We start from the raw sequence: 23,129 nt of genomic DNA on the forward strand, positions 1-23,129 counted from the left end.
TGACGCCTCCGTCCAGGGGTTGATCAGTACGTCCCGCATGCTACCGGTGCCCCTCGCGGCGGCGCGCCGTCGCGAGGGCCGGGTCGCGCCGGGCCCCGCCCCGCCCACACCGCTACGGCAACGGGGGCGCGGTACGGGCCGGGTTGGCCTCCAGCGCCTCCAGGGCGATGCGCACGGCCTCGTCCAGCTGCGGGTCGCGCCCTGCGGCCGAGTCCTGCGGGGTGTGGACGACCTCCACGTCCGGGTCGACACCGTGGTTCTCCACGTCCCAGCCCACGCCCTCCAGCCACGTGGCGTACTTGGGCTGGGTGACCAGCGTCCCGTCGACCAGGTGGTAGCGGGAGTCGATGCCGATGACGCCGCCCCAGGTCCTGGTGCCCACCACGGGCCCGATCCCCAGCGCCTTGATCGCCGCGTTGACGATGTCGCCGTCCGAGCCGGAGAACTCGTTCGCGACGGCCACGACGGGCCCGCGCGGCGCGTCCAGCGGGTAGCTGAAGGCGGGCAGCCCGCGCGGCAGGTCCCAGCCCACGATCCGCCGCGCCAGCTTCTCCACGACCAGTTGGGAGGTGTGGCCGCCGCGGTTCTCCCGCACGTCCACGACCAGACCCTCCCGGGTGACCTCCACGCGCAGGTCGCGGTGGATCTGGGCCCAGCCGGAGCCGACCATGTCGGGCACGTGCAGGTACCCCAGCCGCCCGCCGGACAGCTCGCGCACGTACGCCCGGCGCCCGGCCACCCAGTCGTGGTAGCGCAGCGGCTCCTCGTCCCCGATGGGCACGACGACGACATGGCGCACCGCCCCGCCGTCGGCCGGGCCGACGGTGAGCTCCACCGGCTTGCGCACGGTGCCGAGCAGCAGCGGGCCGGGGCCGGCCAGCGGGTCCACGGGCCGTCCGTACACCGCGAGGATCGCGTCGCCGGCGCGGACCGCGACGCCCGGCGCGGCCAGCGGGGACCCGGCCCGGGGGTCGGAGGTCTCCGAGGGCAGCACCCGCTCCACGCGCCACACGCCGTCCGCGTCGCGGGCGAGGTCCGCGCCGAGCAGGCCCTGGCGGTTCAGCGCGTCACCGCGGCCGCCGGGCGGGGTGACGTAGGCGTGCGAGGTGCCGAGCTCGCCCGCCACCTCCCACAGCAGGTCGACGAGGTCGTCGTGGGTGGCGACCCGGTCCAGGACGGGCCGGTAGCGCTCGCGCACGCCGTCCCAGTCGACGCCGCCCATGTCGGCGCGCCAGAAGTTGTCCCGCATCAGCCGGTGCGACTCGTCGTACATCTGACGCCACTCGGCCTGCGGGTCCACGGTGACGCGGACCCGGGAGAGGTCGACGGTCACGTTGCTGTCGGTCTCGTCGTCGGACGGCGCCGACTTGTGGTCGGCCGCGGCCACCCGCAGCCGGTGACCGGACGTCACCAGCACCTTGTTGCCGTCCCCGCTGACGGCGTAGTCGTCGGCGTCGTCGGCGATGTCCTCCACGCGCAGCTGCTTGAGGTCGTACCGCTCCAGCGCGGTGGACGGCGGCTCGGCCTCGGGCGAGGCCAGGCTCGCCCCCAGGACGCCGCGCACGGGGTGACGGAGCCACAGGACGCCGTCCTTGGCCGCGCGCAGCGTGGAGTAGCGGGCAGCCTCCACCGGGAAGGGCACGATGCGGTCGGCCAGGCCCTCGGCGTCCACCTTGGTGACGGGGGTGCGGTGCCGGTCCTCGCCGTCCTCCTTGCGGGAGTCCTTCTTGCCCTCGTCCTGGCCGCGGTCGTCGCCGTCCTTGTCCTCGGACGAGGAGTCGACCGGCCGCCCGTGGCGCTGCGGGCCGAAGGGCGAGGGGGTGGTGGCGGCGAGCGTGATCAGGTGGGGGCGGCAGGAACCGAGGAAGGCGAGGTCGAAGACGTGCTCGTCGTAGACCGGGTCGAAGGAGCGCTCGGACAGGAACGCCAGGTGCTTGCCGTCGGCGGTGAAGGCGGGCGAGAAGTCCCGGAAGCGCAGCGGGGTCGCGTCGACGACGGTGAGGTCGGCGGTCGAGGCGAGCTTGAGCTGGCGCAGCGGATCGGGGCCGGCGTGCGACCAGGCGAGCCAGCCCGAGTCGGGCGAGAAGGCGAGGCCGCTCGCGTGGCCGTGCTCGCCCTCGACGACGGTGCGGACCTCGCCGGTCTGGGCCTCGACGAGCAGCACCCGGCCGTCGTGCGAGGCGACGGCGATCCGGTGGCCGTCCGGGGAGACGCTCATGGACAGGACCCGGCCGAGCCGCCCCGCGGCCAGCCGGCGGGGCGCGGCCGTGCCGGAGCCCGCCGCGGGGGCGATCTCCAGCGCGTCCTCGCCCTCGGCGTCGGTGACCCAGACGACCTGCTGGTCGCCCTCGCCGCCGAACACCCGCGGCAGCCGCGTGCGCACCCCCGGCTCGGCGGACAACGCCCGCGCCGGGCCGCCGCGGTGGGTGACCCAGTGCGTGGTGCCGCGGATCTCCACCGCGCTGCCGCGGCCGGTGTGGTCGGGCCGGGCGTCGCCGAGGTGGTGGGCCGCGTGGACCGGGTGCGGCTGCAGGTCGGCACGCTGGCCGCCGAGGCGTACCTCGACCGGACGGGCCTGCGCGCCGTCGAGGTCGTCCAGCAGGAACAGCCGGCCGGTGCTGGTGTAGACGACGCGGGTGCCGTCGGTGGCGGCCTGCCGCGCGTAGAAGGCGCCGTCCTCCACGGCGGTGTGGCGGCGCAGGTCGCTGCCGTCGGGAAGGCTGGAGTAGAGCGCGCCGACGCCCTCGTGGTCGGAGAGGAAGGCGATCCTCTCCCCCACCCACATCGCGCACTCCAGGTTGCCGTCCAGGCCGGCGTGGATCCGCTCGAACTCCCCGTCGCCGGTGCGGTCGATCCACAGCTTGCCCGCGGTGCCGCCCCGGTAGCGCTTCCAGGCCGCGGCCTCGCGGCCCATCGTGGCCGACAGCAACAGCACGGCCCCGTCCGGCCCGTGGGCGACGTCGCCGACCGGCCCGTACGGCAGCGTGGACGCGGGACCGCCGTCGACCGGGATCGCCCGCGCCCAGCTGCGGCGCAGCGACGCCTGCCCGGACGTGCTGATCGCCAGTACGTCGCCCCCGGGCGTCCAGCCGCGCACGGAGGTGCGGCCGCTGCCCCAGTACGTCAGGCGTTTCGACGGCCCGCCGTCGGTGGCCGCGACGTGCACCTCGGGTGCGCCGTCCCGCGTGGAGGTCCACGCGATGAGCGCCCCGTCGGGGGAGAACCGCGGATGGCCGACGGGCATGTTGTCCGCGCTGACCCGCCAGGCCCGGCCGGCGCCGTCCAGCGGGGCGGCCCAGACGTCGTCCTCGGCGGTGAAGGTGATCAGGTCACCGTGCAGGTGCGGGAAGCGGAGGTACGCGGGGTGCGAAGGCTGCGGCTGCGTCACGTCGTCACACTAACCACCCGGCGCCCTGCTGGTCAGGGGTTTTCGATCTCATTGCCCGCCGGGGGGATTCCGGCCCGGCCGCCGCCTCAGCCCCAGCGACCGGTGCGGCCGAGCAGGAGGGCGGTCGCGGCGACGCCGGCGGTGGAGGTGCGCAGGACACTGGCGCCGAGTCGGTACGGCTTGGCGCCGGCCTCGGCGAAGGCGTCGAGCTCCTCCGGGGAGACCCCGCCCTCGGGGCCGACAACGAGCACGATGTCACCCTCGGGCGGCAGCGGGGCGGCGGCGAGCGGCTCGGAGCCCTCCTCGTGGAGGACCGCGGCGAACGCCGCACCGGACAGCAGCCCGGCGAGCTGACGGGTCGTCATCATCTCGGCGACCTCGGGGAACCTCAGGCGCCGGGCCTGCTTGGCGGCCTCGCGGGCGGTGGAACGCCACTTGGCCAGGGACTTGGCGCCGCGCTCGCCCTTCCACTGGGTGATGCAGCGCGCGGCGGCCCACGGCACGACCGCGTCGACGCCGACCTCGGTCATGGTCTCGACGGCGAGTTCCCCGCGGTCGCCCTTGGGCAGCGCCTGGACGACGGTGATCCGCGGGCGGGGCTCGGCCTCCTCGCGGACGTCGGCGACGGCGACCTCGAGCGTGTCCTTGCCGTCGACGGCCGCCACCGTGCCGTACGCGCCGCGTCCCAGGCCGTCGGTGAGCACGATCTCCTCGCCGACCCGCAGCCGGCGCACGGACACCGCGTGCCGCCCCTCGGGGCCGCGGAGCGTGATGCGGTCCGGGCCCAGCGCTCCGGGTTCGACGACGAAGACGGGTGCGGTCACGGCGCGGTCCTCGGGGAGCGGTGGGTCAGGGCGGCCATGCGCCCATCGTTTCACGGCACGCGACGGCCCGCGGTCCAGGGTGTCCACCCCGGACCGCGGGCCGGTGGGCGGCCGGGCTCCGTCGGCCCGGCCGTGTCGCGCTAGCGCCCGTTGAACGCGTCCTTCAGGCGGGAGAACAGGCCCTGCTGGCCCGGCTGGAACTGCCCCATGGGCCGTTCCTCGCCGCGCAGCTTCGCCAGGCGGCGCACCAGCTCCTCCTGCTCGGGGTCGAGCTTGCCCGGGGTCTGGACCTCGACGTGCACGATGAGGTCACCCCGGCCGCCGCCCCGCAGGTGGGTGATGCCGCGCTGGTGGAGCGGGATCGACTGGCCGGACTGCGTCCCGGGCCTGATGTCGATCTCCTCCAGCCCGTCCAGGGTCTCCAGCGGGACCTTGGTGCCCAGCGCCGCGGCCGTCATCGGGATGGTGACGGTGCAGTGCAGGTCGTCGCCGCGCCGCTGGAAGACCTGGTGCGGCAGCTCGCGGATCTCGACGTACAGGTCGCCGGCGGGGCCGCCGCCGGGGCCGACCTCGCCCTCGCCCGCGAGCTGGATGCGGGTGCCGTTGTCGACACCGGCCGGGATCTTGACCGTGAGCGTGCGCCGCGACCGGATCCGGCCGTCGCCCGCGCACTCCGGGCACGGGGTGGGGACGACGGTGCCGAAGCCCTGGCACTGGGGGCACGGCCGGGAGGTCATGACCTGGCCCAGGAAGGACCGCGTGACCTGCGAGACCTCACCGCGGCCGCGGCACATGTCACACGTCTGCGCGGTCGTGCCCGGGGCCGCGCCCTCGCCGTGGCAGGTGTTGCAGATGATGGCCGTGTCGACCTGGATGTCCTTGGTCGTGCCGAAGGCCGCCTCGTCCAGCTCGATCTCCAGCCGGATCATCGCGTCCTGGCCGCGCCGCGTGCGCGAGCGCGGACCGCGCTGGGACGCCGTGCCGAAGAAGGCGTCCATGATGTCGCTGAAGTTGCCGAAGCCCTGGCCGAAGCCCGCGCCTGCGCCCGCGCCGCCGCCGTTGGCCGACAGCGGGTCGCCGCCGAGGTCGTAGACCTGCTTCTTCTGCGGGTCCGAGAGCACCTCGTAGGCGGCGTTGATCTCCTTGAACCGCTCCTGGGTCTTCGGATCCGGATTGACGTCCGGGTGCAGCTCGCGCGCAAGACGGCGGAAGGCCTTCTTGATCTCGTCCGGGCTTGCGTCGCGGCGTACGCCGAGCACGGCGTAATAGTCCGTGGCCACTACGACTCCGCCAGGATCTGTCCGACGTAACGTGCCACTGCGCGTACCGCTCCCATCGTTCCGGGGTAGTCCATGCGGGTCGGTCCGACCACGCCGAGTTTCGCCACCGCCTCGTCGCCCGAACCGTAGCCGACGGAGACGACCGATGTGGAGTTCAGGCCCTCATGGAAGTTCTCGTGACCGATTCTCACCGTCACGCCCGAGTCCTTGGCCTCGCCCAGCAGCTTGAGGAGCACCACCTGCTCCTCGAGCGCCTCCAGCACCGGGCGGATCGTCAGCGGGAAGTCGTGCCCGAAGCGGGTCAGGTTGGCCGTGCCGCCGAGCATGATCCGCTCCTCGGTCTCCTCGACCAGGGTCTCCAGCAGTGTGGCGAGGACCACCTGGACGGAGGGCCGGTCGTCGGGCTCGAAGCCCTCGGGAAGCTCCTGCACCAGCGGCGGGACGTCGCTGAACCGGCGTCCCACCACCCGGCTGTTCAGCCGGGCGCGCAGGTCGGCCAGCACGGTCTCGCCGACCGGCGCCGGGGCGTCCACCAGCCGCTGCTCCACCCGTCCGGTGTCCGTGATCAGCACGAGCATGATCCGGGCCGGGGCGAGCGCGAGCAGCTCGACGTGGCGCACGGTCGAGCGGGTGAGCGACGGGTACTGGACGATCGCGACCTGCCGCGTCAGCTGCGCCAGCAGCCGGACCGTGCGGGCCACCACGTCGTCGAGGTCGACGGCGCCGTCCAGGAAGTTCTGGATGGCCCGGCGCTCGGCGCCGGACAAGGGCTTGACGCTGGTGAGCCGGTCGACGAAGAGCCGGTAGCCCTTGTCGGTCGGCACGCGGCCCGCGCTGGTGTGGGGCTGCTGGATGTAGCCCTCGTCCTCCAGCACGGCCATGTCGTTGCGGACGGTGGCCGGGGAGACGCCGAGGGCGTGCCGCTCGGTGAGCGCCTTCGAGCCGACCGGCTCCTCGGTGCCCACGTAGTCCTGGACGATGGCACGCAGCACTTCGAGCCGTCGTTCGCTGAGCATCGCGCACCTCCAGTCGCTCGGTCACCGTGCGGGTCGTGTCGCCCCCGTGGCCTGGCACTCCTCTTCCCTGAGTGCCAGTTTTCCCCAAGTCAGTGTACGGCGGGGTGGCAAGACCTCGGCAAGGGCCGTCCACGGGTCCGGCCCGGGGGCGTCCTTGACCGGCCACCGTAGCGGGCGCGAGGCGTCCCGCGGGGATACCGTCGCGTTGTGGAGACCACACCGACCGCACCGGACTCCCCCGGCGGCTGGGAGCAGCTCGCACCGGGGGTGGCGCGGCGGCGGCTGCCCTTCCTCGACGTGACCGTCGGGGTCGTCGTCGGCGACGAGGGCGTGCTGCTGATCGACACGGGTTCCTCGGTCCCCGAGGGTGCCGGACTGCGCCGGGAGGTACGCGAACTGACCGGACGGGACGTGACGCACATCGCATTCACCCACGGCCACTTCGACCACGTCTTCGGCGCCGCCGCCTTCGAGGGCGTCCAGGTCTTCGGGGAGATGACCCTCGACGCCTACCTCGACCGCGAGCGCTTCTCGCTGGGCCTTGACGCGGTCAAGCACGGCGCCGGCGAGGCCGAGTCCGCACGGGCCGCGGACGCCCTCGTACGCCCCGGCCACCTCGTGGACGGCTCCTACGAGCTCGACCTCGGCGGTGACCGCCAGGTCCTGCTGGTCCACCCGGGTGAGGGCCACACCACCCACGACCTGGTGGTGGTCGTGCCGGGCACGCCGGCCGTGGTCTTCTGCGGGGACCTCGTCGAGGAGTCCGGCGAACCCCAGGCCGGGCCCGACGCCGCCCCGCACTCCTGGCCCGCGACCCTGGACCGGCTGCTGCGGCTGGGCGGCGGGACCGCGCTGTACGTGCCGGGCCACGGCGCCGTCGTCGACGCCCGCTTCGTCCGCACCCAACGGGACGCGCTCGCCGCCCGGTTCGGATCCGCTTGAGCGGTGCGCCGCGCGGATACGATCCCTGGCATGCGCAGCCGCGACTACGACCCCGACCTCACCCCGCCGTGGAAGCGTCCCGCCACGCCCGCGCCCGAGGTCGCGGCCGAACGGGACCTGGTGGTGGAGGAGGTGTCCACCGGCTACTGCGGCGCGGTCGTCCGCTGCGAGAAGACCGCCGAGGGCCCCACGGTCACCCTCGAGGACCGCTTCGGCAAGCACCGCGTGTTCCCGATGACGCCCCGCGGCTTCCTCCTGGAGGGCCGCGTGGTCACCCTCGTACGCCCCTCCGCCGCCGCCAGGGCGGCCGGCCCCCGGCTGACCGCCTCCGGCTCCCTCGCCGTCCCCGGTGCCCGCGCCCGGGTCGCCCGCGCCGGCCGGATCTACGTCGAGGGCCGCCACGACGCGGAACTGGTCGAACGCGTCTGGGGCGACGACCTGCGCGTCGAGGGCGTCGTCGTCGAGTACCTGGACGGCGTCGACGACCTCCCGGCCATCGTCGCCTCCTTCGCCCCCGGCCCGGACGCCCGCCTCGGCGTCCTCGTGGACCACCTCGTCCCGGGCAGCAAGGAGTCCCGCATCGCCGCGGAGGTCACCGGCGAGCACGTCCTGGTCGCCGGCCACCCCTACATCGACGTCTGGGAGGCCGTGAAGCCCTCCTCCGTCGGCATCCCCGCCTGGCCGGCCGTCCCCCGCGGCCAGGACTGGAAGACCGGCGTGTGCCGCGCCCTGGGCTGGCCGGAGAACACCGGCGCCGCCTGGCAGCGCATCCTGGGCGCCGTCCACTCCTACCGGGACCTGCAGCCGGAACTGCTGGGCCGCGTGGAGGAGCTGATCGACTTCGTCACGGCCCCGGGCTGAGTCAGTCGACCAGGTCCCTGACGACGGCGTCGGCGAGTAGGCGACCGCGCAGGGTGAGGACGGCACGGCCCTCGCGGTAAGGACCGGTCTCCAGGAGGCCGTCCCTTACGGCCAGCTCCGCGGCCTCGGCACCCGCCGGGGCCAGCAGGTCGAGCGGGCAGCCGTCGGACAGCCTCAGCTCCAGCAGGATCCGCTCCACACGGCGGTCCTCCGCCGCCAGCACCTCACGGCCCGCCCCGGGACTGCGGCCCTCCGCGAGCGCCGCCGCGTACGCCGCCGGGTGCTTCACGTTCCACCACCGCACCCCGCCCACGTGGCTGTGCGCGCCCGGCCCGGCGCCCCACCAGTCCGCGCCGGTCCAGTACAGCTCGTTGTGGCGGCACCGGGCCGCGTCCGAGGTCGCCCAGTTCGACACCTCGTACCAGCCGTAGCCGGCCGCCGCCAGGCGCTCCTCCGCGATCAGGTAGCGGTCCGCGTGCACGTCGTCGTCCGTCATCGGCACCTCGCCGCGCCGGATCCTGCGCGCCAGCTGCGTGCCCTCCTCCACGATCAGCGCGTACGCCGACACGTGGTCCGGCCCCGCGCCGATCGCGGCGTCCAGCGACGCCCGCCAGTCCTCGTCCAACTCCCCGGGCGTGCCGTAGATCAGGTCCAGGTTGACGTGCTCGAACCCCGCCGCCCGCGCCTCCGCCACGCACTGCTCCGGGCGGCCGGGCGTGTGCCGCCGGTCCAGCACCTGCAGCACGTGCGGCCGGGCGCTCTGCATCCCGAACGAGACCCGCGTGTACCCCCCGGCCCGCAGCTCCTCCAGGTACGCCGGGTCCACGGACTCCGGGTTCGCCTCCGTCGTGACCTCCGCGCCCTCCGCCAGGCCGAACTCGTCACGGATGGCCCCCAGCATCCGGGCCAGGTCCGCGGCCGGCAACAGGGTGGGCGTCCCGCCGCCCACGAACACGGTCTCCACGCGGCGGGGGTCGTCGCCCAGCACCTTGCGGGCCAGCCGGATCTCGTCGACCAAGGTGTCCGCGTAGTTCTCCCGGGAGGCGAGCACGCCGCCGGTGCCGCGCAGCTCGGCGGCGGTGTAGGTGTTGAAGTCGCAGTAGCCGCAGCGGGTCGCGCAGTACGGGACGTGCAGGTAGAACCCCAGCGGGCGGGACTCCGCCCCGCGCAGGGCGGTCGGCGGGAGCGCGCCGTCCTCAGGCATGGGCTCCCCGTCGGGCAGTACGGATGGCATGCGTCCCATTGTCCGCCATCCCCTCCGAGGGCGGTTCCGGTCCCCTCGTGTGCGGCCCGGTGGGCGTGTGCGGGTGCGCGTCGTGGTTGCGGTTCGGGGTTTCCCCGCCGCCCTCCCTCCCCCAGCCTCCGGCCGGGGGGAGACGAGCGGCGGACCCGGGCGCCGAACGATGTAGGCGTAAACCGCGAGCGCTGTGGGGGTCCCCCCGGCCGAAGGCTGGGGGAGTGCGCCGGCGCGGCCCCGACCCAGGCACACGTTGCGCAGGCCCGCACTGACCGCGCCGGATGGGGGTCCCCCCGGCCGAAGGCTGGGGGAGGGAGGGAGGGCGGGTGGACGCCCGCCGCAACCGCAACGCACCCGCACACAACCACCGGGCCGCAAGGGGCACCCCCCGCACACAGCGAACGCACCCTCACTGGGCCTGAAGCACAAGCACCGCGAGATCATCATCCGGCGGCGCCACGTCGTACTCGTGCACCGCCCGCCGGACCCGCTCCGCCACCCCCGCCGCCCCCAGCCCGGCGCACGCCGCAAGCACGGCCGCGAGCCCGTCGTCGTCGTCGAACTGACGGCTCCCGTTGCGCCGCTCCGTCACCCCGTCCGTGACGCACAGCAGCGTGTCCCCGGGGGCCAGCCGGAACGATTCGCTGCGGTACCGCGCGTCGTCCGTGATCCCGAGCAGTATCTGCGGCGCCGCCGCGGGCCGTACCGCGCCGCCTCCCGTGAGGAGCAGCGGAAGGGGGTGCCCGGCGCTGGCCAACGTGCACAAGGCACCACCACCCGCACCACCACCGCCCGCCGCGCCCTCCCCCGCCCCCTGCGGCCCCTGCGGCCCCTGCGGCCCATCCGGCGCCTCCGGGACGATCTCCCCGTACAGCAGGGACAGGAAGCGCGGCCCCGCGTCCCACCCCGGCCCGAGCGCGTCGCCGAGCGTGGCTGCCGCGGCCTCGTCCGACAGGGCGCGGTTGAGCCGGTCGAGGACCTCCGCGACGCCGTACCCCTCGCGCGCGAGGAGCCGCATGACGGGCCGGGCGAGGCCGGTGACCGCGGCGGCCTCCGGGCCGTGGCCCTGGACGTCGCCGAGGGCGAAGCACCAGCGGCCGCCGCCCGCAGGGAAGAGGTCGTAGAAGTCGCCGCCGACGACGTCGGCACGCGTGGGCTCGTAGACGACGGCCGTGTCGACGCCCGGCACCGCGCCGAGCCCCGCGGGCAGCAGGCCGCGCTGCAGGACCCGGCTGATCATGGCCTGCCGTGTGTACTGGCGGGCGGTGCCCACCGCGAGCGCGACGCGACGCGCGAAGTCCTCGATGAGGCCGATGACCTCGTCGGGGAAGCGCATCAGCCCCGTGCGCCCGAGGAGCAGCGTGCCGTGCCGGCGGCCGCCGGTGACCAGGGGGCAGGCGAGTGCCGCGCCGACCGCTTCCGTGCCGTGGGCGACGGCGGGCCACGGCCAGGGCACGGCGCCGGGGCGGGAGCCGGGCGGCGGCGGTTCCTTCTCCAGCACCATGCGGAGCCCGTCGATGCGGCCCTCCACCGCGTGCCAGACGCGTGCCAGGCGCGGCTCGGAGCCCTCGGGCCCGTCCCCGGTGAGCCAGACGGCGCACCAGTCGGCGAGCCGGGGCACCAGCAGCTGCCCGGCGAGGGAGGCGACCATGTCCTCGTCGAGCTGCCCGGCGAGCAGGTCGGAGGCCTCGGCGAGGAAGGAGAGCGAGCCGCGGTTGATCCACTCGCTGTCGTGCCGCCGCGGGAGGCGGTGCGCCATGGGCGCGAGGATCTCGGTGGCGCGCAGTCCGCGCAGCAGGGCGCGCTCGGCCTCGGGCGCCGGAGGCAGCGTCTCCCCGCGTTCGCGGGCGGCGGTCAGCCGGCACCAGATGGTCTTGAGGTCGCGCCGGTAGGTGATGCCCCACTCCTCGGAGAGCGCGGAGACGAGCTGCAGGCCGCGCCCGCCGTCGCGGCCCTCGCGGGCGAGTTCGGCCCGGTCGCGGACGACCCGGGCGGGGTGGTGGTCGGAGACCTCGACGACCAGGCCGCCGTCCTCGCGTGCGCCCGGTGCCGCGCTCTCCAGCCGGCAGAGCAGCTCGACCGTGGTGCCGGCGTGGATGACCGCGTTCGTCACGAGTTCGCTCACGAGCAGCACCGCGTCGTCCACGAGGTGGTCACCGATGCTCTCGGCCGGCCACGGCTCCTCCGTGGTCCACTCGGCCAGCGCGGCGCGGACGAACTTCCGTGCCGCGGAGGCCGCCAGCTGGTTGCCGGGCAGGCTGGTACGGGAAACGAACTCCCGTGGCATGGAATCTGGCCCCACTGTGCGGCTCCCGAGCAGATCCGGCATTGCGCCCTTAACGGCACGCACAGCGTGACAGACTGAGCGCGCTCATAAGCGCCGAGTCACCGAAGAAGGCCGTCATGGCTCTTAAATCGGCTGTTCCCGCCCCGAAAACCGCGACTCCTGCGCGTCCGCGTGTCGTCGACCCGCCGCCGGACGGTGAGTGGATACGCACGGCGGAACTGCGGCCGCTGCTCACGGCGATGCGCTCCCTGTGCGACGGCGACTTCCGGGTGCGGCTGGGTGACGGTGCCGAAGGGGTACTGGCCGAACTCGCCGGAACGTTCAACCGGATCGTCGCGCGGGAGCAGCACTTCTCCGTCGAACTGGGCCGGGTCAAGCGGGAGGTCGTACGCCGGGGCAGGCTGGACGAGCGGCTCGCGGACAGCCCGGGCCAGGGTTCCTGGGCGATGAGCGTGCAGGCGGCGAACTCCCTGATCGACGCGCTGGTCATCCCGGCGGCCAACGCCACCCGGGTGCTGGACGCCGTGGCGGACGGCGACTTGACGCAGCGGGTGGACCTGCACGACGGCAGCCGGCCGCTCCGCGGGGACCTGCGCAGGCTCGGCCGGGCGGTCAACCGCATGGTGGACCAGCTGTCGCTGTTCACCGGTGAGGTGACCCGGGTCGCCCGCGAGGTCGGCACCGAGGGCCGGCTCGGCGGCCGGGCCAAGGTGCGTGGGCTCTCGGGCAGTTGGCGGGACGTGACCGAGGCGGTCAACACGATGGCCGCCCGGCTGACCGCCCAGGTCCGCGACATCGCGCTGGTGACGACGGCGGTGGCGCGGGGCGACCTGACCCGCGAGGTGACGGTCGAGGCGACGGGTGAGCTGCTGGAACTCAAGCTCACCGTCAACACGATGGTCGACCAGCTCTCCGCCTTCGCCGACGAGGTGACCCGCGTCGCCCGCGAGGTCGGCACCGAGGGCAACCTCGGCGGCCGCGCCCAGGTCCGCGGCGTCTTCGGCGTCTGGAAGGACCTCACCGACAACGTCAACTTCATGGCGTCCAACCTCACCTCGCAGGTCCGCAACATCGCCCAGGTGACCACGGCGGTCGCCAACGGCGACCTCTCGCAGAAGATCACGGTCGACGCGCAGGGCGAGATCCTGCAGCTGAAGTCGACGATCAACACGATGGTGGGCCAGCTCTCCGCCTTCGCCGACGAGGTGACCCGGGTGGCCCGCGAGGTCGGCACCGAGGGCCAGCTGGGCGGCCGCGCCCAGGTCCGCGGCGTCTCGGGCGTCTGGAAGGACCTCACCGACAACGTCAACTTCATGGCCGACAACCTGACCTCCCAGGTCAGGAACATCGCCCAGGTCGCCACCGCCGTCGCCCAGGGCGACCTCGGCAAGACCATCACCGTGGAGGCCAAGGGCGAGATCCTGGAGCTCAAGTCGACCATCAACACGATGGTCGACCAGCTCTCCGCCTTCGCCGACGAGGTGACCCGCGTCGCCCGCGAGGTCGGCACCGAGGGCAACCTCGGCGGTCAGGCCCAGGTCCGCGGCGTCTCCGGCGTCTGGAAGGACCTCACCGACAACGTCAACTTCATGGCGTCCAACCTCACCTCGCAGGTCCGCAACATCGCCCAGGTGACCACGTCGGTGGCGAACGGCGACCTGTCGAAGAAGATCACGGTCGACGCCCGCGGCGAGATCCTGGAGCTCAAGGACACCATCAACACGATGGTCGACCAGCTCCGCGGCTTCGCGGACGAGGTGACCCGGGTCGCCCGCGAGGTCGGCACCGAGGGCCGGCTCGGCGGCCGCGCCCAGGTCCGCGGCGTCTCGGGCGTCTGGAAGGACCTCACCGACAACGTCAACTTCATGGCCGACAACCTGACCTCGCAGGTCAGGAACATCGCCCAGGTCGCCACCGCCGTTGCCCAGGGCGACCTGTCGAAGAAGATCGACGTGGACGCGCGCGGCGAGATCCTGGAGCTGAAGACGACCATCAACACGATGGTGGACACGCTGTCGTCCTTCTCCTCCGAGGTGACCCGGGTCGCCCGTGAGGTCGGCAGCGAGGGCCAGCTGGGCGGCCAGGCCCGGGTGGAGGGCGTGTACGGCACGTGGAAGCGCCTGACGACGGGTGTGAACGAGCTGGCGTCCAACCTGACCACCCAGGTGCGGGCCATCGCCGAGGTGGCCTCCGCGGTCGCCCAGGGCGACATGTCGCGCAGCATCGCGGTCGAGGCGCAGGGCGAGGTCGCCGAGCTGAAGAACAACGTCAACCTGATGGTGGCCAACCTCCGCGAGACCACCCGCGCCAAGGACTGGCTGGAGTCCAACCTGGCCCGCCTGGCCGGCCTGATGCAGGGCCACCGCGACCTGATGGAGGTCGCCGACCTCATCCTGCGCGAGCTGACCCCGCTGGTGAACGCCCAGTACGGGGCGTTCTTCCTGGCCCAGACCGACGCCGGCCGGAGCGGCACCGCCCAGCCCCGGGCCCCCCGCGGGCTGGCCTTCATCGCCGGGTACGGCTCGGCGCAGGGCGCCACGGTGGACACCCCCGGCATGCCCGGACACGGGCTGGTGCGGCAGGCGGCGCTGGAGAAGAAACGCATCCTCGTGGAGGAGGCGCCACCCGACTACATCACCATCACCTCGGGTCTCGGCGAGGCCGCCCCGACCAGTGTCGTGATCATCCCCATCCTCTTCGAGGACGAACTGCTCGGCGTCATCGAACTGGCCTCCTTCTCCCGCTTCTCCGACGTCCACCTGGCCTTCTTCGACCAGTTCGTCAGCACCATCGGCGTGGCGATCAACACCATCATCGCCAACTCCCGCACGGAGTCGCTGCTGTCGGAGTCCCAGCGGCTCGCCCAGCAGTTGCAGGAGCGGTCGGACGAACTCCAGCGGCAGCAGGCCGAGCTGCAGCGCTCCAACGCCGAACTGGAGGAGAAGGCGGCCCTGCTGGCCACCTCCTCGCAGTACAAGTCGGAGTTCCTGGCCAACATGTCGCACGAGCTGCGCACCCCGCTCAACTCGCTGCTGATCCTGGCCCGGCTGCTCGCGGACAACCCGGACGGTCATCTGTCGGAGCAGGAGGTGCACTTCGCCACCACGATCCACCGCTCCGGCTCGGACCTGCTGCAGCTGATCAACGACATCCTGGACCTGTCGAAGATCGAGGCGGGCCGCATGGACGTCCGTCCCAAGAAGCTGCCGCTGATCAAGCTGCTGGACTACGTGCACGCCACCTTCCGCCCGGTCACCCTCGACCGCGGGCTCACCTTCGACGTCGCCGTGAGCGAGGACGTGCCCCGCGAGATGTTCTCGGACGAGCAGCGGCTGCAGCAGGTGCTGCGCAACCTGCTCTCCAACGCGATCAAGTTCACCTCCCAGGGCCGGGTGGAACTGCGGGTGGCGCGCTGCGAGGGCGCCGACGACCTGATCGCCTTCGCCGTGCGGGACACCGGCATCGGCATCCCCGGCGAGAAACTCCCGGTGATCTTCGAGGCCTTCCAGCAGGCCGACGGCACCACCAACCGCAAGTACGGCGGCACCGGCCTGGGCCTGTCCATCAGCCGGGAGATCGCCGGGCTGCTCGGCGGCCGCATCGTCGCGGAGAGCGAGCCCGGCCGGGGCAGCACCTTCACGCTGTACGTCCCGGCGGTGTACGCGGGCCACGGCGGCGCCGGCGAGCCCGAGCCGCAGCACGGCCCCGCGGGCGGCGGAGCGGAGGCCGGAGGCGGCCCGGTGCCCGTGGCCGCGGCGTACGACGCCGAGCGCCGGACGTCCGGCCCGGTCGCGCCGGGGGACACCTGGCCCACCTCGAACCGGATCGACGAGTGGCGGGACGGCCGCACCGGCCGGGTCCTGGCCGGCAACCGCGTGCTCATCGTCGACGACGACATCCGCAACGTCTTCGCCCTCACCCACGTCCTGGGCCGGATCGGGATGCCCGTCCTGTACGCGGAGAACGGCCGCGAGGGCATCGAGACCCTGGAGCGGAACCCCGACGTCGCCCTCGTGCTGATGGACATCATGATGCCCGAGATGGACGGGTACGAGACGATCGAGGCCATCCGCCGCACCCCGCGCTTCGCCGAGCTGCCGATCATCGCCCTCACGGCGAAGGCGATGCCGGGCGACCGGGAGCGCTCGATCGCCTGCGGCGCCAACGACTACGTGCCCAAACCGGTGGACGTGGACCGGTTGCTGCACGCGGCGCACCTGCTGCTCGACCCCGACGCGGGCCGGGACGGCGAACGGTCCTGCCCCGGCGGCCCCGACGGCCCCGCGAGGCCCACCTCGTGACCCCGGGCGGCACCGCCACGGTCACGGGGAAGGCCGGCATCCTCCTCGTCGACGACATGGAGGACAACCTGATCGCCCTGGAGGCCATCCTCGGCACGCTCGACCAGCCGCTGGTGCGCGCCCGTTCCGGGGAGGAGGCGATGAAGGCGCTGCTGCGCCAGGAGTTCGCGGTGGTGCTGCTCGACGTCCTGATGCCGGGCATGGACGGCTTCGAGACCGCCGCGAACATCAAGCGCCTCGACCAGACCAAGGACATCCCGATCATCTTCCTGACCGGGAACGACCTGGACACCACCTTCGCCTTCCGCGGCTACGCCACCGGCGCGGCGGACTACCTCACCAAGCCCTTCGACCCCTGGGTGCTGCGCGCCAAGGTGACCGTCTTCCTGGAACTGCACCACAAGACCCGCCAGTTGCGGGGCCTTCTGGAGCGCGACCGGGACCGGCTGGAGGCGATCGAGCAGCGCCTCGCGGCCGTCGAGCGGCAGCTCGCCGCCGACGGCCGTCCGGACGTCACCGCGCTCGCCCGCCGCGTGGCCCGGCTGGAACACGCGCTGCGCGACGTGGACCTGCCGGGCCCCCGGGTGGGTGACTGAGACGCTCAGTCCTCCCGCGTGCCGGCGTACATGTCCTCGATCAGGTCCTTGAACTCCCGCTCCACGACCGGCCGCTTGAGCTTCAGGCTCGGCGTGAGGTCACCGTGCTCGACGTCCAGGTCGCGCGGCAGCACGCGGAAGGTCTTGATCTGCTGCCAGCGCTGCAGGTCCGCGTTGACCCGCTGCACGTAGCCGTCCATCAGGACCCGCACCTGCTCCGAGCCGACGACCTCCGCGTAGGGCCTGCCCTCCAGGCCGTTCTCCTTCGCCCAGCCGAGGATCGTGGGCTCGTCGAGGGCGAACAGGGCGGTGCAGAAGTTGCGGTCGGCGCCGATCACCAGAACGTTGCTGATGAACGGACAGGCGGCCTTGAACTGGCCCTCGACCGCGGCCGGCGCGATGTACTTGCCGTTGGAGTTCTTGATGATGTCCTTCTTGCGGTCGGTGATGGTGAGGTAGCCGTCCGCGGAGAGCTCCCCGATGTCACCGGTGTGGAACCAGCCGTCCGACTCCAGCACTTCGGCCGTCTTCTCGGGCAGCCCGTGGTAGCCCTGCATGATGCCGGGGCCGCGCAGCAGGATCTCGCCGTCCTCCGCGATGCGGACCTCGGTGCCGGGCAGCGGCTTGCCGACGGTGCCGGTCCGGTAGGCCTCGCCGGGGTTGACGAAGCTGGCGGCACTGGACTCGGTCAGGCCGTAGCCCTCCAGGATGTGGATGCCGGCGCCGGAGAAGAAGTAGCCGATCTCCGGGGACAGGGCGGCGGAGCCGGAGACGCAGGCGCGCAGCTTGCCGCCGAAGGCGTCGCGGAGCTTGGCGTACACCAGGCGGTCGGCGACGGCGTGCTTGGCGGAGAGCCCGAAGGGGGCGCCGGCGTTGCCGGTGCGGCGGCGGTTGTCCTGGGTGACCTTGGCGTACTCGCGGGCGACCTCGACGGCCCACTTGAAGATCCGGTACTTCGCCGCGCCGCCTGCGCGGGCCTTGGCGGCGACGCCGTTGTAGACCTTCTCGAAGATGCGCGGGACGGCGGCCATGTAGGTGGGCTGCACGACCGGCAGGTTCTCGATGATCTTGTCCACGCGGCCGTCGACCGCGGTCACGTGACCGATGGTGATGTGCCCGGCGGTGAGCACCTTGCCGAAGACGTGCGCCAGCGGCAGCCAGAGGTACTGGACGTCGTCCGCCTCCAGCAGGCCGTTCGCCTGGATCGCGCGGGCCATGTACGCCCAGCAGTCGTGCGGCAGCCGCACGCCCTTGGGGCGGCCGGTCGTGCCGGAGGTGTAGATGAGGGTGGCCAGCTGGTCCTTGGTGATGTCGCCCACGGTCTTGCGGACGGCCTCGGGGTTCTTCTCCAGGTAGACCTTGCCGCGCTGCTCCAGCTGGGCCAGCGAGAGCGCCCACCCGTCCTCCCCGAGGTCGGCGCCCTCGGCGTCCACGACCACGACGTGGGCCAGTTCGGGCAGCTCGGCGCGGCGCTCGACGGCCTTGGCCAGCTGCACGGCGTTCTCGGCGATCAGCACCCGGCTGCCGGAGTCGGCCAGGATGAAGGCCGTCTCGTCGGCGTTGGTGCTCGGGTAGACGGTGGTGGTCGCGGCGCCGGCGCAGAGCACGCCGAGGTCCGCCAGGATCCACTCGACCCGGGTGGCGGAGGCGATGGCCACCCGCTCCTCGGGGCGCACCCCCAGGTCCATCAGGCCCGCGGCGATGGCATGGACCCGGTCCGCGGCCTGCTTCCAGGTGAGCGACCTCCATTCTTCCGGACCGCCGTCGGCCGACGGCACCGGGAAGCGGTACGCCTCGGCATCGGGCGTCGCCTCGACGCGCTCCAGGAACAGGTTCGCCACGGAGGGCGGCCGGTTCTCGATCAAAGTCTGCGTGTCGGTCACGACAACCTCCGGGGGCCCGCCTCTTTGCTGGGTGACTCGTGAGTAACTAACGAGTGGTGATCAGAGTAGGGAATCGGCGCCCGCTTGGTAAGGGGCCGCGGCCACCGCGATGCAACCGTGACGACCGGATACATGGTACGTACACATAATGGCGGGCCCGCCCGGAATCCGGGGAGCCCGCCTTCCGGCCGCCGCTCCGGCCACCCGTCGGCGGCACCGCGGGGAGTACGGCGCTCAGCCGCCGATGGGCAGACCGCCGATCATGCCCTTGGTGCCCCCCGTCTTGCCGGCACCGCCGAGCAGCTCGTTCGTCTTGCCCGTGACCGCCTTCAGACCGGTCTTGGCGACCTCGTCCTTGGCGTCCAGGATCTTCATCGGCCCGTTGCCGAGCGGGAGGGCCTCCCCGGCGAAGGCGGGGGACGCGGCGGCACCGGCGGCGCCCAGCGCGATCACGGAACCGGCGACGACGGCCGCGGCCTTCGAGTACTTCACTTCACATTCCCCTTCCGCAGCGACGCCTTTCGCCGCTGTCACGATGAGTAACGTCCTCGATCCCCGCCAGAAACCGCGCGGCCCGGGGTTTTTGCCAATCACCCGAATGCCGGTCCGCTCATACGAAAGGGCGCCTGCCCGGTCATCGGACAAGCGCCCTTCCTGTGCGGTGCGTCGGACCACGCCGGCGAGCCGCCGCGGCTACTTCTTCTTGGCCGCGCCCTCGTCGCTGGAGAGCACCGCGATGAAGGCCTCCTGCGGCACCTCCACGGAACCGACCATCTTCATCCGCTTCTTGCCCTCCTTCTGCTTCTCCAGCAGCTTCCGCTTACGGGAGATGTCACCGCCGTAGCACTTGGCGAGGACGTCCTTGCGGATGGCGCGGATGGTCTCGCGGGCGATGACCCGGGAGCCGATGGCGGCCTGGATGGGCACCTCGAAGGCCTGCCGCGGGATGAGCTCGCGCAGCTTGGCGACCAGGCGCACCCCGTACGCGTACGCCGCGTCCTTGTGCGTGATCGCCGAGAAGGCGTCCACCTTGTCGCCGTGCAGCAGGATGTCGACCTTGACCAGGCTGGAGGTCTGCTCGCCGGTGGGCTCGTAGTCCAGCGAGGCATAGCCGCGGGTCTTGGACTTCAACTGGTCGAAGAAGTCGAAGACGATCTCGGCGAGCGGGAGGGTGTAGCGGATCTCCACCCGGTCCTCGGAGAGGTAGTCCATGCCGAGCAGCGAGCCGCGCCGGGTCTGGCAGAGCTCCATGATCGCGCCGATGAACTCCGTGGGCGCCAGGATCGTGGCCCGCACCACCGGCTCGTACACCTCGGAGATCTTGCCCTCGGGGAACTCGCTGGGGTTGGTGACGACGTGTTCGGCGCCGTCCTCCATCACCACCCGGTAGACCACGTTGGGCGCGGTGGCGATCAGGTCGAGCCCGAACTCGCGCTCCAGGCGCTCGCGGATCACGTCGAGGTGCAGCAGGCCGAGGAAGCCCACGCGGAAACCGAAGCCGAGGGCCGCGGAGGTCTCCGGCTCGTAGACCAGCGCGGCGTCGTTGAGCTGCAGCTTGTCCAGCGCGTCGCGCAGCTCCGGGTAGTCGGAGCCGTCCAGCGGGTACAGGCCGGAGAACACCATGGGCTTGGGGTCCTTGTAACCGCCCAGCGCCTCGGTGGCGCCCTTGGACTGCTGGGTGATCGTGTCACCCACCTTGGACTGGCGGACGTCCTTCACACCCGTGATCAGGTAGCCCACCTCACCGACGCCGAGGCCGTCGGCCGACAGCATCTCGGGCGAGTTGGTGCCGATCTCCAGCAGCTCGTGGGTCGCGCCGGTGGACATCATCCTGATGCGCTCGCGCTTGCCGAGCTGGCCGTCGACAACCCGGACGTAGGTGACGACGCCGCGGTAGGAGTCGTACACGGAGTCGAAGATCATCGCGCGGGCGGGCGCGTCGGCGACGCCGACCGGGGCCGGGACGGTCTCCACGACGCGGTCCAGCAGCGCCTCGACGCCCAGTCCGGTCTTGGCGGAGACCCGCAGCACGTCGGAGGGGTCGCAGCCGATGAGGTTGGCCAGCTCCTCGGCGAACTTCTCGGGCTGCGCGGCCGGCAGGTCGATCTTGTTCAGCACCGGGACGATGGTGAGGTCGTTCTCCATCGCGAGGTACAGGTTGGCCAGCGTCTGCGCCTCGATGCCCTGGGCGGCGTCGACCAGCAGGATGGTGCCCTCACAGGCCGCGAGCGACCGGGAGACCTCATAGGTGAAGTCCACGTGCCCCGGGGTGTCGATCATGTTCAGGATGTGGGTCTTCCCCTCATCGGCGCCCGCGGTGGGCGCCCAGGGCAGACGGACCGCCTGGGACTTGATCGTGATGCCGCGCTCGCGCTCGATGTCCATGCGGTCGAGGTATTGGGCGCGCATCTGCCGCTGATCCACCACACCGGTCAGCTGGAGCATCCGGTCGGCAAGGGTCGACTTGCCGTGGTCGATGTGCGCGATGATGCAGAAATTGCGGATCAGCGCCGGGTCGGTACGGCTCGGCTCCGGCACGTTCGAAGGGGTCGCGGGCACGCAGGGTCCTGTCTCTTGAGGCGCCTGTCGCCTCTGGTCGGATCGATACGTATGGCTCCCATAGTCCCATGGCCGGGGCCCACGGCCGTGCCGGGCGGTGCGGGAGGAGCCGCGGGACCCGCCACGGGCCACCGGTTTGGGCGGCGCGGCGGCCGACTGCTAACCTGGGCAGTCGCGCCTCGTGCCCTCTTACCCGAGGCGCGGACCCCATCAGACCAAACCTGAAAAGGCTCTTTCGTGGCGAACATCAAGTCCCAGATCAAGCGCAACAAGACCAACGAGAAGGCGCGCCTGCGCAACAAGGCCGTCAAGTCCGAGCTCAAGACCGCCATCCGTCGCACCCGTGAGGCCGTGGCCACCGGCGACGTCGAGAAGGCGACCGAGGCCGCGCGCCTCGCCTCCAAGAAGCTCGACAAGGCCGTGAGCAAGGGCGTCATCCACAAGAACCAGGCCGCCAACAAGAAGTCGGCGCTGGCTCTCAAGGTGGCCGGCCTCCAGGGCTGAGCCTTCCCGCAGCAGTACCCGTCGGTGACGGACACAGCGGTCCCTCTCACCCGCTCCTCCACCGGCACCCTTGATGTCCCGGCCGCACGCGGCCTGCGTTCGCCACGCGGGTGCGGCCCCCGAAGGGCCCCGTACCTCCCGGTACGGGGCCCTTCGGCATGTCCGACTCCGCCCGCGGCCCTCAGCGGGCCCGCGCGGCCCGGGCCACGGCGACGACCGCCTTCTCCAGGGCGTAGGCCGGGTCCGCGCCGCCGCCCTTGACCGCGGCGTCGGCCTCGGCGACCGCGCGCAGGGCGGCGGAGACACCGTCCCCCGACCAGCCGCGCATCTGCTGCCGGACGCGGTCGATCTTCCACGGCGGCATGCCCAGCTCCCGCGCCAGGTCCGCGGGGCGCGCCCCGCGCGGGGCGGAGGCGAGCTTGCCGATGGCCCGGACGCCCGAGGCGAGCGCGAACGTGATGCCGGGCAGCGGCTGGCCGACCGCTATCGCCCAGCGCAGCCGCTCCAGTGCCTCGGCGGCGCGGCCGGTCACCGCGAGGTCGGCGACCTCGAAGCCGGTGGCCTCGGCCCGGCCCGTGTAGTAGCGGGCGACCACGGCCGCGTCGATCGCGCCCTCCACGTCGGCGGCGAGCTGGGCGCAGGCGCTCGCCAACTCCCGCAGGTCGCTGCCGATGGCGTCCACCAGGGCCTGGCAGGCCTCGGGGGTCGCGGACCGCCCCAGCGCGCGGAACTCCTGCCGGACGAAGGCCAGCCGGTCGGCCGGCTTGGTCATCTTCGGACAGGCCACCTCGCGCGCCCCGGCCTTGCGGGCCGCGTCGAGCAGACCCTTGCCCTTGGCGCCGCCCGCGTGCAGCAGGACGAGCGTGATCTCCTCGGCGGGGGCGTCCAGATAGGCCTTGACGTCCTTGATGGTGTCCGCGGACAGGTCGTGCGCGTTCCGTACGACCACGACCTTGCGCTCGGCGAAGAGCGAGGGGCTGGTGAGCTCCGCCAGCGTGCCCGGCTGGAGCGCGTCCGGGGTGAGGTCGCGCACATCGGTGTCGGCGTCGGCGGCCCGCGCCGCCAGCACGACCTCCCGTACCGCGCGGTCGAGGAGCAGGTCCTCCTGCCCCACCGCGATCGTCACCGGGGCGAGCGGGCTGTCTGTCGTACTGTTCCTGGCCATCGCCGTCCAGCATCCCACGCGGGTCCGACACAATGTCCCGGTGACCGACGTCAGACATGTGCTCGTCCTCCCCGACCGCGATGCCGCGGAGGAGGCCGCCGACGAAGCCACCGAGCGCTTCGACCTGCCCGCCCGCCCCCAGCTCCTGCGTGACGCCCTCGCCGGCGAGGACGACGCCGAGGACGCCCAGTGGCTCCTGCTCATCAACGACGAGGACGAGGAACTCGACCCCGCCGCGCTGAACGAACTGGCGGAGGAGTTCGAGGGCTGGCTGGAGGAGGACTAG

At 72.7% G+C, this 23,129-nt stretch carries 16 protein-coding genes; 6 read left to right on the forward strand and 10 right to left on the reverse strand.

Going from position 1 to position 23,129, the window contains the following annotated elements; genetic code table 11:
• Positions 1 to 112: 112 nt before the first annotated feature.
• The 4 genes from AC1VWI_RS16770 to hrcA all read right to left on the reverse strand — a co-directional run bounded on the left by AC1VWI_RS16770 (position 113) and on the right by hrcA (position 6,508).
• Entirely contained in the window at positions 113 to 3,388 is a 3,276-nt protein-coding gene (locus AC1VWI_RS16770) for a S41 family peptidase (protein ID WP_499511825.1), read from the reverse strand.
• An 86-nt stretch (positions 3,389 to 3,474) separates the two neighbouring features.
• The gene (locus tag AC1VWI_RS16775) at positions 3,475 to 4,212 is read right to left on the reverse strand and encodes a 16S rRNA (uracil(1498)-N(3))-methyltransferase (RefSeq protein ID WP_499511826.1); all 738 of its coding nucleotides are present in this window, start codon (positions 4,210 to 4,212) and stop codon (positions 3,475 to 3,477) included.
• Between the two features lie 140 nt (positions 4,213 to 4,352).
• Positions 4,353 to 5,492, reverse strand: coding sequence for a molecular chaperone DnaJ (gene dnaJ / locus AC1VWI_RS16780; RefSeq protein WP_499511827.1), 1,140 nt, complete (start codon positions 5,490 to 5,492; stop codon positions 4,353 to 4,355).
• Positions 5,492 to 6,508 carry a heat-inducible transcriptional repressor HrcA gene (hrcA, locus tag AC1VWI_RS16785; protein WP_499511828.1) on the reverse strand — a complete coding sequence of 339 codons (1,017 nt, stop codon included), beginning with the start codon at positions 6,506 to 6,508 and terminating at the stop codon, positions 5,492 to 5,494. The genes dnaJ and hrcA overlap by 1 nt, the downstream gene beginning before the upstream one ends.
• A 207-nt stretch (positions 6,509 to 6,715) precedes the next feature.
• Here hrcA and AC1VWI_RS16790 point away from each other — a divergent pair, with 207 nt between their 5' ends.
• Both AC1VWI_RS16790 and AC1VWI_RS16795 read left to right on the forward strand, forming a co-directional pair.
• Positions 6,716 to 7,450: an MBL fold metallo-hydrolase gene (locus AC1VWI_RS16790; protein ID WP_499511829.1), complete on the forward strand. Its 735-nt coding sequence runs from the start codon at positions 6,716 to 6,718 to the stop codon at positions 7,448 to 7,450.
• Between the two features lie 30 nt (positions 7,451 to 7,480).
• Positions 7,481 to 8,311 carry a DUF3097 domain-containing protein gene (locus tag AC1VWI_RS16795; protein ID WP_499511830.1) on the forward strand — a complete coding sequence of 277 codons (831 nt, stop codon included), beginning with the start codon at positions 7,481 to 7,483 and terminating at the stop codon, positions 8,309 to 8,311.
• A gap of 1 nt (position 8,312) precedes the next feature.
• Here AC1VWI_RS16795 and hemW read toward each other — a convergent pair whose 3' ends face one another.
• Together hemW and AC1VWI_RS16805 are read right to left on the reverse strand one after the other, a co-directional pair.
• Positions 8,313 to 9,545 carry a radical SAM family heme chaperone HemW gene (gene hemW, locus AC1VWI_RS16800; RefSeq protein ID WP_499511831.1) on the reverse strand — a complete coding sequence of 411 codons (1,233 nt, stop codon included), beginning with the start codon at positions 9,543 to 9,545 and terminating at the stop codon, positions 8,313 to 8,315.
• Positions 9,546 to 9,957: 412 nt separating this feature from the next.
• Positions 9,958 to 11,835, reverse strand: coding sequence for a SpoIIE family protein phosphatase (locus AC1VWI_RS16805; RefSeq protein ID WP_499511832.1), 1,878 nt, complete (start codon positions 11,833 to 11,835; stop codon positions 9,958 to 9,960).
• 239 nt (positions 11,836 to 12,074) lie between these two features.
• On the opposite strand from AC1VWI_RS16805, the gene AC1VWI_RS16810 reads away from it, so the two are divergent.
• Positions 12,075 to 16,136, forward strand: a complete 4,062-nt coding sequence (locus AC1VWI_RS16810) for a hybrid sensor histidine kinase/response regulator (RefSeq protein WP_499516829.1) — start codon at positions 12,075 to 12,077, stop codon at positions 16,134 to 16,136.
• Between the two features lie 56 nt (positions 16,137 to 16,192).
• Positions 16,193 to 16,732 carry a response regulator gene (locus AC1VWI_RS16815; RefSeq protein ID WP_499516830.1) on the forward strand — a complete coding sequence of 180 codons (540 nt, stop codon included), beginning with the start codon at positions 16,193 to 16,195 and terminating at the stop codon, positions 16,730 to 16,732.
• Between the two features lie 5 nt (positions 16,733 to 16,737).
• On the opposite strand, the gene AC1VWI_RS16820 is transcribed toward AC1VWI_RS16815, so the two are convergent.
• From AC1VWI_RS16820 to lepA, 3 genes are all read right to left on the reverse strand, one after another.
• Complete coding sequence (locus AC1VWI_RS16820) at positions 16,738 to 18,615, reverse strand: AMP-dependent synthetase/ligase (protein WP_499511833.1); 1,878 nt, start codon at positions 18,613 to 18,615, stop codon at positions 16,738 to 16,740.
• 234 nt (positions 18,616 to 18,849) lie between these two features.
• On the reverse strand, positions 18,850 to 19,107 hold the full coding sequence (locus AC1VWI_RS16825; protein ID WP_361797151.1) for a hypothetical protein: 258 nt from the start codon (positions 19,105 to 19,107) through the stop codon (positions 18,850 to 18,852).
• 201 nt (positions 19,108 to 19,308) lie between these two features.
• A complete protein-coding gene (gene lepA / locus AC1VWI_RS16830; protein ID WP_499511834.1) occupies positions 19,309 to 21,174 on the reverse strand; it encodes a translation elongation factor 4 in 1,866 nt (621 codons plus the stop codon).
• Between the two features lie 237 nt (positions 21,175 to 21,411).
• Between lepA and rpsT the strand changes: the two genes are divergently transcribed.
• A complete protein-coding gene (gene rpsT / locus AC1VWI_RS16835) occupies positions 21,412 to 21,678 on the forward strand; it encodes a 30S ribosomal protein S20 (protein WP_018556617.1) in 267 nt (88 codons plus the stop codon).
• A 181-nt stretch (positions 21,679 to 21,859) separates the two neighbouring features.
• Here rpsT and holA read toward each other — a convergent pair whose 3' ends face one another.
• Positions 21,860 to 22,843, reverse strand: a complete 984-nt coding sequence (gene holA / locus AC1VWI_RS16840; protein WP_499511835.1) for a DNA polymerase III subunit delta — start codon at positions 22,841 to 22,843, stop codon at positions 21,860 to 21,862.
• A 40-nt stretch (positions 22,844 to 22,883) separates the two neighbouring features.
• Here holA and AC1VWI_RS16845 point away from each other — a divergent pair, with 40 nt between their 5' ends.
• Positions 22,884 to 23,129 carry a hypothetical protein gene (locus AC1VWI_RS16845; RefSeq protein ID WP_499511836.1) on the forward strand — a complete coding sequence of 82 codons (246 nt, stop codon included), beginning with the start codon at positions 22,884 to 22,886 and terminating at the stop codon, positions 23,127 to 23,129.

The organism is Streptomyces sp. TOM-9, from assembly GCF_056858595.1.

Coding starts and splice junctions, on each gene's coding strand:
- hrcA (WP_499511828.1), bottom strand. CDS start 6,508: ATGCTCAGCGAACGACGGCTCGAAGTGCTGCGTGCCATCGTCCAGGAC.
- AC1VWI_RS16795 (WP_499511830.1), top strand. CDS start 7,481: ATGCGCAGCCGCGACTACGACCCCGACCTCACCCCGCCGTGGAAGCGT.
- hemW (WP_499511831.1), bottom strand. CDS start 9,545: ATGCCATCCGTACTGCCCGACGGGGAGCCCATGCCTGAGGACGGCGCG.
- AC1VWI_RS16805 (WP_499511832.1), bottom strand. CDS start 11,835: ATGCCACGGGAGTTCGTTTCCCGTACCAGCCTGCCCGGCAACCAGCTG.
- AC1VWI_RS16810 (WP_499516829.1), top strand. CDS start 12,075: ATGCGCTCCCTGTGCGACGGCGACTTCCGGGTGCGGCTGGGTGACGGT.
- AC1VWI_RS16815 (WP_499516830.1), top strand. CDS start 16,193: ATGGAGGACAACCTGATCGCCCTGGAGGCCATCCTCGGCACGCTCGAC.
- holA (WP_499511835.1), bottom strand. CDS start 22,843: ATGGCCAGGAACAGTACGACAGACAGCCCGCTCGCCCCGGTGACGATC.